Annotated in this window: 11 protein-coding genes; 5 read left to right on the top strand and 6 right to left on the bottom strand. The window is 69.8% G+C overall.

Annotation, left to right across the window (positions count from 1 at the left end):
- The first annotated feature begins 697 nt into the window (after positions 1 to 697).
- Complete coding sequence (locus tag HYV93_14100; protein MBI2527101.1) at positions 698 to 940, top strand: hypothetical protein; 243 nt, start codon at positions 698 to 700, stop codon at positions 938 to 940.
- 242 nt (positions 941 to 1182) lie between these two features.
- On the opposite strand, the gene HYV93_14095 is transcribed toward HYV93_14100, so the two are convergent.
- The 6 genes from HYV93_14095 to HYV93_14070 all read right to left on the bottom strand — a co-directional run bounded on the left by HYV93_14095 (position 1183) and on the right by HYV93_14070 (position 5878).
- A complete protein-coding gene (locus tag HYV93_14095) occupies positions 1183 to 1644 on the bottom strand; it encodes a DUF302 domain-containing protein (GenBank protein ID MBI2527100.1) in 462 nt (153 codons plus the stop codon).
- Positions 1645 to 1663: 19 nt separating this feature from the next.
- On the bottom strand, positions 1664 to 2929 hold the full coding sequence (locus HYV93_14090; protein MBI2527099.1) for a hypothetical protein: 1266 nt from the start codon (positions 2927 to 2929) through the stop codon (positions 1664 to 1666).
- A gap of 208 nt (positions 2930 to 3137) precedes the next feature.
- The gene (locus tag HYV93_14085; protein MBI2527098.1) at positions 3138 to 3476 is read right to left on the bottom strand and encodes a hypothetical protein; all 339 of its coding nucleotides are present in this window, start codon (positions 3474 to 3476) and stop codon (positions 3138 to 3140) included.
- The gene (locus HYV93_14080; protein MBI2527097.1) at positions 3458 to 3679 is read right to left on the bottom strand and encodes a hypothetical protein; all 222 of its coding nucleotides are present in this window, start codon (positions 3677 to 3679) and stop codon (positions 3458 to 3460) included. Before HYV93_14080 ends, HYV93_14085 begins: the two co-directional genes overlap by 19 nt.
- Positions 3680 to 3758: 79 nt before the next feature.
- Positions 3759 to 4112, bottom strand: coding sequence for a DUF547 domain-containing protein (locus HYV93_14075; protein MBI2527096.1), 354 nt, complete (start codon positions 4110 to 4112; stop codon positions 3759 to 3761).
- Positions 4113 to 4192: 80 nt separating this feature from the next.
- A complete protein-coding gene (locus HYV93_14070; GenBank protein ID MBI2527095.1) occupies positions 4193 to 5878 on the bottom strand; it encodes a hypothetical protein in 1686 nt (561 codons plus the stop codon).
- A 302-nt stretch (positions 5879 to 6180) separates the two neighbouring features.
- Here HYV93_14070 and HYV93_14065 point away from each other — a divergent pair, with 302 nt between their 5' ends.
- The 4 genes from HYV93_14065 to HYV93_14050 all read left to right on the top strand — a co-directional run bounded on the left by HYV93_14065 (position 6181) and on the right by HYV93_14050 (position 8645).
- A complete protein-coding gene (locus tag HYV93_14065; protein ID MBI2527094.1) occupies positions 6181 to 6321 on the top strand; it encodes a hypothetical protein in 141 nt (46 codons plus the stop codon).
- Between the two features lie 26 nt (positions 6322 to 6347).
- Complete coding sequence (locus tag HYV93_14060; protein ID MBI2527093.1) at positions 6348 to 7475, top strand: hypothetical protein; 1128 nt, start codon at positions 6348 to 6350, stop codon at positions 7473 to 7475.
- Positions 7476 to 7545: 70 nt separating this feature from the next.
- Entirely contained in the window at positions 7546 to 7869 is a 324-nt protein-coding gene (locus tag HYV93_14055; protein MBI2527092.1) for a hypothetical protein, read from the top strand.
- Complete coding sequence (locus HYV93_14050) at positions 7866 to 8645, top strand: zf-HC2 domain-containing protein (GenBank protein MBI2527091.1); 780 nt, start codon at positions 7866 to 7868, stop codon at positions 8643 to 8645. Before HYV93_14055 ends, HYV93_14050 begins: the two co-directional genes overlap by 4 nt.
- The last annotated feature ends 146 nt before the right edge of the window (positions 8646 to 8791 follow it).

Raw genomic sequence — 8791 nt, 5'->3', positions numbered from 1 at the left:
CCGAGCCAGCGCGGCGGCTGGCGGTGGGCTTTGACTTGCTCCCGACTCCGTAGTAACTACGCTCCTCGGGCGAGAATCGCGCGTGATTTCAGCCCGTTTCCCGAAGCGCCCACCAGCTCCGGGGTAAACTCACGCTAGCCGGCCGACGCCACGACCTTCACGCTGGGGGAGAAGCTGGCGAAGGCCAACTGCCTCCCCTGTCACCTGGCTGAGAGACTCGGCGCTCGCGATGAACGCGCTCCTCCGCCTCGGCTACGGGTAGTTGGCCAGTTCGAGGCCCGAAGCAAGGGGCCGACCCGACACGGGAGGCAGGAGCCGGGAGTCGCTGGCCGCGCTGCCGGAGGGTGAGTGTCGGCCGGCGTTCCCCTGCTCCCCGCTAACGCCGCGAAGAGAGTGCACTATTCGCTCTTGCAAAGGAATTCCTCCGTGCCTCCACCTGTTACGTGAGTGATGGCACACAGGGATCCTCACAACACCCAGCCTCCCGCTGCAGACGAAGGGCTGAACGCCTCGTTCGGACGTGGCGTGCCCCGGACGGGACGGCCATGAAGCGCATGGAGATCCATTCGTCATGTTCGTCATGATCGACGGCACGCGGCCTCTCCGCTCGCCCCAATCTGCCGTGTTGGGATCGCCCCGGGAGGGCTCGGCCGATCGTGGCGGGGCCGAGGAGCGGTTCGCCGGGGGAGCCACGGCCGTGAGCGGCGGCGCACCCTTCCTGTTCATCGTGTCGCCCGACGACACCGAGCGCTACGAGTTCGTCAAGCGACATTTCGCGGACGAATGTGACGTGGAGGTCGTGTGCGACCGCCGGAGGGGCGAGCGAAGGAGGAACCGGCGCTCGCACGCCGATGAGCAGCGGCAGGGTGAGCGCCGGCGGAATGACGTCTCTCGGGATCTTCGTGCGATCGGGTGGGCGTATGTCCGTCGACTCGCGTGACGCGTGTCGCCGTCGTGCGGCACGAACCCTCTCGGGCCACGGGGCTGTCCTGGCGATCGCGTGTCCCGCTTCGCCGCCAGCGGTCAAGGACTGATTGTCATGGCCATTCTTGACCGATTCACGCGGTGCCTCGCCGTCGCGGGTGCGATCGGTGCGACGATTCTCCTCGGGCCCGTCGCGGGCCGATCGCAAGAGGCCGGCACTGCGCTCGACGGGACCTTCCGGGTGGAGTGGACGGCGGCTCAGGGCGCCGCGACGGCCCGGTCGACGATGGCCTTGAAGATCGGGTCGAGCTCGGCGGCCACCGCGCGCACTGTGGGGTGCGGGTAGGGGGCCAGCACCGCCGACGGAGTCCGGTAGGTGACGGTGGCGGTGCCGTCCGGGTTCTCGTAGAGGTAGATGCGGATCGGCGCCTCGAAGCCGGCCCTGGGGTCGGCGGCGAGCAGACGCACCGCGAAGCCATTTCGGAACACCATCATCACCTGGTTCCCCGGGATCGTCACGCCGCGCGCGGCCGCACCGCGCTGGGCATTGGCGTGACAGACCAGCGCCATCTTCTGCTCGGCGATGGCCTGCTCCAGCGCCTCGGCCACTCTCGCGAACGGCGCGCGGCTGACCCGCGTCAGCGTGTCGGCGGCTGCGGCAGGCGATACCGACCACCCCCAGACCGCGAGCGTGAGCCCAAGCAGGACGCGTAGGGACATGGGCGTCTCCCGTGAGGCGTCAGCTCAGCGGAATCTCCCGCTGGTACAGGGTGAACTGCGAGCGGCGCGTCGCCTCGAGCGCCTCCCTGATCTGCCCCTCGCCCGCGCCGGCGCCACTGGCGAGGAGCGACTCGAAGAAGCGGGTGTAGAAGTGATCCGGGTGGACGCTGATGGTCACGCGGAGCCGCAGGTCCGGCCGCTCGATCCGGTGGCGGTAGCCGATGATGCGCCGGGCGCCCGGCGCCAGCCGCGTGTCGGCGACCTCGCGAGACAGGTCCAGCGTCACGTCGCGCGCGATGGCCTGCTCCTGCACGCTCCCCGTCACGGTCTGTCCGGTGCCGTCGATGAGCTCCGCCCGGATGACCACCCGGGGCGTGACGTAGGTGGGGAAGTGGTGGCCGACGCGTCGGCTGGCGATGGTGAGGGTCGCGCGCAGGGTCTGACCGAGACGGTAGCGCGGCCGGTCGGTAACGAGGGAGATCTCCACGCCCGACTTGACCATGTCGGAGTCGTGGATGCCGCGCCACAGGTGCCGGCGATCCGGCATGTGACAGTCCTGGCACTGCAGGCCCTGCCGGGCGGCCGGGCTCGCTCGCCACTCCGCGTACGTGTTCTGCAGAAGCTTGCCGTTGAGGGCAAACCCGCCCGGGGAAAACTGGTGACAGCTCGCGCAGAACTCGGCACGCAGGAAGGCCGACGTGCGGGTCGCGCCGTTGTGGGGGAGGCCGGGGGGGGGCGCCTCGCTCACGAGCGAGCCGTCCCGACGGGGCGGGCCGAAGCGCTCGTGCCGACGGACGTGACACGCCGCGCAGACCAGTCCGGCCTGGTGGAGGGCCGTGTCGAAGCGGGGATTGGCGACCGGGCCTGTGGGTCCGGCGATCACCGGCTGCTGCTCTGCGAGGGGCGCATGGCAGGTCAGGCACTCGCGCGCCGATTCCGGGTCGCTGCGGGCCATTTCCACCAGCTGGCCGGCCACACCTGGGCCCATGGCCCCGGCGTGGAGGCTCGTCTTCCAGTCGGCGAGCTGGGCCGGATGGCAGACGCCGCAGCTCCCGGGAGCGAGGGATCCTTCGACCTCGCTGAAGCGCGCGGGCGGCGATCCCTGCGGCGGGACAGGCCGTGTCCAGTGGCGGTCGAGGAAGTCGCGCTCGGCGCGCGACGGCGCCGAGGAGCGCGCCTGCTCGCCCGTGGCCCCGCCGGAGGCCAGCAGGAGCGCCAGCAGCGACAGCCCTGCTGTCCTCAGCGCCCGATGGGCGGACCTGCGGGATGAGACCGATCTCGCCATTCAGCTCGAGCTCCCGATCCTTCGGCGAGACGGCCGTCTGGTCCGTCCCGCTCAGTAGTGACGATGCGGCGGTGGCCCCGGAGTCGGGTCAGGCCTCGCCACGCCAGCCGTCCCGCCGCGGACACTCCCTTCCACACGAGAAGGGCAAGCAGCGAGGACGGTCAGCAGGGCACGGGTTTCTGTTCTGGAGTGCTCATCCGGACCTCCCTCATGTTGCGGCGCGCGCCAGGTAGGCGGTGAGGCCATACAGCGCCGCGTACACGATCACCATCAGCAGGACCACGCTGCTCACGAGCCGCCACTGCGCTCGGGCGCCTCGCAAGGTGCATGATCCTCGCCTCCGGAGGATGCCCACGACGCCGCCGGCGGCCAGGAGCAACGCCGCGCCGCGGAAATACCACCCGTACTCGTAGTAGAGCGTGTTCCCCAGGCCGATCGCGAACGAGACCGAGCTCAGTCCCAGCAGCACCAGGACCACCGGGCTCACGCAGCACGCGATTCCGACCAGCCCGGCCAGGGCCCCGAGCGTCACGCCGGCGCGGTCCATCCATCCTCCTGGCCGCCGAGGGCCTGTCCCGGCGGCGGCACGCTCCAGTCGTACGCCCCCCACGCGATATCCCCAAGGCCGCGCTCGATGATGGCCCGCCGCGCGGGCCCATCCTCGAGGTACCGCGCAAGGAATCCCGCGAGGCCGCCGGGCGCCTCCTCGAAGTCCGCGCGGAACCAGTGGAAGATCGGCGAGGCCGTCACCGTCTGCCCCTCGAGGGTCACCTCCCGGTTGACGAATGCCCGTGTCGCTTCGTCCAGCTGCTCGTCCAGGCCCGCTGGGTCATAGGTCTGGACCTGCGGGCAGGAACGAGCCCCGCAGCTGATCGCGAAGTGGATGCGCGGCTCGAGAGGCGTGAGTCGACAGGGGGTGAGGGCGGTTTCCCCGGAGCAGACCGTGCTCGATCTCGTTCAGGCTGAAGACGAGGTGGCCCGCGCGAAGGCGGATGCGGTCAAAGAAATCCGGCACATCCCAGATCGACCGACGGATCTCCAGCGCGGGGATCCCCCGGGCCACCAGGGTATTGTACGCGTTGATCCAGAACGCGAGTCGCTGCGCTCGCGTCGTGAATGCCGCGCCCGCCGGCCCGGGAACGTCGAAGAGGATCATCGGCTGAAGCCCGTGGTCAATCACCATACCACTCCACCCCCAATAACCCGCCTCCGGGCCGGATATTCCCGCTGTGACGCCGGAGACGCCAAGCCCGACCGCACGCCTCAGAAGCTGAACCAGGTGATGAGCTCGACCTTGTTGTTCTCGTTCTCCCGGCTCTCGGAGCCACCGAGCGCGTTCACGCGCTTGAAGTGGGTGAGGGTGTGGTTGTACGCCAGGGAGAAGGTGAACGGCCCGGGCGTCCACCAGAGGCTGATCTCCGACTGGCGGTTCAGCGTCCGGAAGAAGGCGGTCGGGAACGCGCTCCCCGCCACCGGGGCGCCGCTGATCACGGGGCGATCGTCGTCGAGCAGGGACTGGATCCCGCCGGCCCAGCGGAGGCTCAGCGTGTCCGTCAACCACAGGATGGGGTTGATCCACCCTCCGGCGCTCTGGGCGGGCGCGAGCCGGCCGTCATCGTCCAGGATGACGCGCGGGCCGAACTCCGAGTTGAGGTGAAGCGCGTCGCCGCGCGCCCAGACCCCGCCCCCCTGCAGCTTGAGCGTCCCCGCGCGCCCGGTCCTGTTGAAGCCGATGCGGTCGAGGATGAGCGTGCCGTGAACCGCCTGGTTGGTGAAGTCGCGCTCCCTGAAGTTCGTCTGGGCCCCGAACGCCGATGCGGGAATCGCGGCCGTCGTGAACCGCTCCTGGAACTCGCCCCATGTGGTGCGCACGTAGACCTTGGTGTTGCCGATGCCGAAGTCCGAGCCCAGGCGGTCGGCCTCGAGCCCGATGCCCCCGCTCACGGCCGGGAAGCCGCTCAGGTCGCCGGGACCGAGATCCGTGCCGACGAAATCGTTCCCGAAGAAGGGGCGCTCGAAACCGATGGCGCTGACGAGCTTGACGCCCGGCGCCAGGGGATATCGGTTCAACAGCTCGACCCGGGGGTTTCGCCGGAGCGCAGCGCCCAGCCCGCCGAGCATGGTGTTGAAGTCCACGGTGTCGGGGGAATTGTCGGCGAAGCTGCCGGTCTGGCCCATGGTGAGGACGAACTCATCCCCCTTGGCCAGGACGTCGTCGAAGCGCCACCGACCGAAGGCGTGACGGAGGCGGGGATTATTGTTGACGGCGCCGCTCTCGCCCGCGGTGAACTGTCGGTTGAAGTCGAACTCCAGCAAGCCCTGGGTCTTGCCTCCGAGCGTGACGGGGCCGTCGATGGCGAGGTTCAGTCGCGTCCGGCCCGCGAAGGCGCGGAAGTTGTCGCGGCCACCATTGTTGCCCCCGCCCGGGACGGTCGTGTCTGGCAGCAGGGCGGACGACACGGATTCGCCAACGGGCGTATCGTTGTGCTGGACGTGCAGACGGAGCGAGCCGCCCAGCCGGATCTTGAACTGGTCGCCGGCGTAGACGTTGCCCTGGATACTCTTGCCCAGCGGGCTCGGGTCGTTGTTGCTCTGCTTGCCGCCGGCCTGAAGGTCGAAGAAGTTCTCCCAGCCGTCGAGGAACCGCCCGACGCGTCGTTCCTGCGCCGCGAGGGCGACCTGCTGGCGCTCGACCTGCTCCTGGAGCGTCTGGACGGTTCTCTCCCGATCCTCCTGGGCGCGCCGCTCCTCCGTGCGCTGCGTTTCTTGCGCCTCGATTCGTCGCTTGAGCGACTCGACCTGCTCGCGGGTCGACCGCTCGAGCTCCTGGATCTGTCGCTTCAGCTCCTCCGCGCTCTGGGCGCGGATCTCCGTGGTTCCCATCCCCACCGTCAGAAGACCCGCCAGGACGATGGCGGCACGCCATGGTCTCACCGCGCTCACTCGCATCTTCCGTCTCCTCTTGCCCGGTGTTGACGAAGTTCCCTCCTGGATCAGCGAGGCCGCGAGCCTGGCCACGCGGACCGCGCCTCCACTGTCGCGAACCGCCAGGCCGCCACGAATATTCCGTCGACGTTGGGCGCGTCGCGAAGCGGGGGAATACCGCCCGGGGGCGGGTTGTTACATGAACGAGCGAGCCGTGCAGGGGGCGTCCTGCGCGACCCGGTGGAGGCGCGCGCGACCGGGACGCCGTTCAGCCGCGGCGCCAGACGGGATGGGCTCGATGCGCCTGGCGAGAACGGGAGAGGAGCATGAGCTGGCTGGTCGGGATACTCATCGTGGGAGGGCTGATCGCCCTGTTCGCGTCCTGGGACCTGATCTTCTGTGACGGCATACGCTGCAAGGAGCTCATGGATCGGATGGGTGGAGAGAATCCCGACGATCCGAAGTGACTCGAGCACCGATCAGGGAGGCTGCGATGAAATGGCCGGTGGCGCTCCGATCGCTTGCCGGCGCGCTGGAGGAGCGCCTGAGACGGGCCGTCGCGCGCCGGCTCGATCGCAAGGTTGCCGCCTACGAGCTCAGGGTCCCGAATCGCATGGTGCGGTTGTACCAGCACATCCGGAAGGGAGACGTCGTGCTCGTGGACGGGGAACGTCGGATCAGCCAGCTCGTCAAGTACGCCACCCAGAGCCAGTGGAGCCACAGCGCGCTCTATGTCGGCGACGCACTGCTGCGCCGCGGGGGCCGCCTCGGCGAGGAGGCCCGTGCCGCGTTCGGGCCGCTCGCCGATCGGCTGCTCGTCGAGGCGCTGACCGAGGAGGGCGTGGTGGCCGCCCCGCTGGCGAAGTACCGCTGGCACAATATCCGCGTCTGCCGTCCGTGTCGCATCGGTCCGGCCGCCCTGGATCGAGTCGTCGAGTCCGTGGTCGGAGACCTCGGCAAGTCGTACGACGACCGCAACGTGCTCGATCTGGCCCTGATGCTCCTCTCACCGGTCAAGTTCGGGCCGCTGAAGGCCCGCAGCATCGAGGCGTGCCTGGGCAATTGCACCGAGCTTCAGGTGATCTGCTCGGGGATGATTGCCAGGGCGTTCCAGGGGGTCGGATACCCGATCCTCTCCCCGATCGGGGTTGGCGGCTCCCCGGACGAGGAGATCCCCGACGCCGATGACGGCCATGGGCTGCTGCCGATGCGACACTACTCGCAGATCGTCCCCCGGGACTTCGACCTCAGCCCCAACTTCCAGGTCATCAAGTGCGAGATCTTCGAGCCGGACAGCGTGACGGCGACACGGTTCAGCCCCTCGGCCGAGGCGATTGGCTCCTGGCGCCGCCGCCGAGGCGTGCTGACCAGGGCGGCCTGGCCTGTGGCGTCGGGAATACGGAGGGCGCGCCGGGGGTTATCATGGCGAGATGCGGTTGCTTGGCTGGGGCGGGGCGGCGGAGAGGGCGCGGGAGTTCGAGGAGGTGGCGCTGGTCCATCTGGATGCGCTCCACCGGAGCGCCCTCCGGCTCACCCACAACCGGCCGGAGGCGGAGGACCTGGTCCAGGAGACCTTTCTGCGCGCCTTCCGGAGTTTCCACCGCTTCAACCCGGGCACTAACTGCCGCGCATGGCTCTTCACCATTCTCAGGAACGCGTTCCTCAACCGGATCCGGCAGGGTTCGCACGAGGTGCTCGAGGACGATCCGGCGGCGTGGGAGTCGGCGTCCGAGAGTGTCACGCAGCCGAGCGGGGGCGGGGCGCACCCGCAGGAGGAGTTCTTCCAGACGGTGCTGCACGGCGATGTGGACCGGGCGCTCAAGGCGCTGCCGCTGATCTTCAGGGAGGCCGTCATTCTGGCGGACCTGGAGGGCTTGACCTACAAGGAGATCGGCCAGGTGCTCGGCTGTCCCCCCGGGACGGTCATGTCCCGGCTCTCGAGAGGTCGGGCTCTGCTCCGTCAGGCCCTCGGCCGCTTCGCCCGTGAGCACGGGTACGTGAAGGAGTCGGAATGAACTGCAGGGAGTTCGGGAGCCGGCTGCACCCCTTCGTGGACGGCGAGCTCGACGTGGCCGAGACCCTCGCGGCGGAGACCCACGCCGCCGAGTGTCCGCCCTGCCGGAGCCGGGCCGCCGGGGAGCGCCGCTTCCGCCAGCTCCTTCGGAGGCAGCCGCGGGAGTCGGCGCCGCCAGAGTTCCGGGCCATGCTCCGCGCGCGGCTGCGCCGTTCGGCGCGGGTCGCGGCGATCCGCCCGTGGCTCATGGTCCCCGCCGCCGCAGCGGCGGCGGCGCTCATGTGGGCGGTGCTGCCGGGTGCCTCCCCGTCGGCGACGCTGGTGAGCAATCTGGTGGACAAGCACATCGCCTATGCCCAGATCGATCAGCCGGCCGAGTTCGTCTCCGCGGACCGGGCGGCGGTGGAGGCGTGGTTCCGCCAGCGGGCGGGGCTGCGGGTGACGGTGGCGGACTTCTCGCCCGCGGGCATCCGGCTCGCCGGCGCGCGGATCGCGGAGGCCGGTGAGCGCAAGGCGGCCCACGTGCTCTACGAGAAGGGCCGCACCCTGCTGTCGGTCTTCACGGTGCCGGCCGACGTCGGCGAGAGCGAGCTGGCGGGCACGCGGGTCACGTACCGCGGCCGCGGCTATGTCACGCAGGAGCGCAAGGGATACCGGACCGTGTCGTGGACGGAGGCCCAGGCGGTCTTCGGCCTCGTCTCCATGCTGGACTATGAGTCGATCCTCCAGTGCGCCGACACCCTGCGGAGCGAGCGCTCCCGCGAGGCGCGGCTCTAACCCCACGGCCCGGAGCCTCCACACCGTGCGCCCCTTCGCGATCCTCGCCGTGGCCGCCGCGCTCGCGGCCGTCCAGACCGCCCATGCAGGGACGCTCCGCACCGATCTCAGCAAGGCGCTCGTCCCCCTGGAGGAGATCGTCTCGG

This window comes from Candidatus Rokuibacteriota bacterium (assembly GCA_016188005.1).
In the GTDB taxonomy this organism is placed as follows: domain Bacteria; phylum Methylomirabilota; class Methylomirabilia; order Rokubacteriales; family CSP1-6; genus UBA12499.
The sequence above is the reverse complement of the archived record's forward strand: the minus strand, read 5'-3'. Positions and strand labels throughout refer to the sequence as shown.

Bases quoted from the DNA above. Each gene is read 5' to 3' on its own strand.
- HYV93_14090 (MBI2527099.1), bottom strand. From the start codon at position 2,929: ATGGCGAGATCGGTCTCATCCCGCAGGTCCGCCCATCGGGCGCTGAGG.
- HYV93_14095 (MBI2527100.1), bottom strand. From the start codon at position 1,644: ATGTCCCTACGCGTCCTGCTTGGGCTCACGCTCGCGGTCTGGGGGTGG.
- HYV93_14085 (MBI2527098.1), bottom strand. From the start codon at position 3,476: ATGGACCGCGCCGGCGTGACGCTCGGGGCCCTGGCCGGGCTGGTCGGA.
- HYV93_14060 (MBI2527093.1), top strand. From the start codon at position 6,348: ATGAAATGGCCGGTGGCGCTCCGATCGCTTGCCGGCGCGCTGGAGGAG.
- HYV93_14070 (MBI2527095.1), bottom strand. From the start codon at position 5,878: ATGCGAGTGAGCGCGGTGAGACCATGGCGTGCCGCCATCGTCCTGGCG.
- HYV93_14075 (MBI2527096.1), bottom strand. From the start codon at position 4,112: ATGGTGATTGACCACGGGCTTCAGCCGATGATCCTCTTCGACGTTCCC.
- HYV93_14065 (MBI2527094.1), top strand. From the start codon at position 6,181: ATGAGCTGGCTGGTCGGGATACTCATCGTGGGAGGGCTGATCGCCCTG.
- HYV93_14050 (MBI2527091.1), top strand. From the start codon at position 7,866: ATGAACTGCAGGGAGTTCGGGAGCCGGCTGCACCCCTTCGTGGACGGC.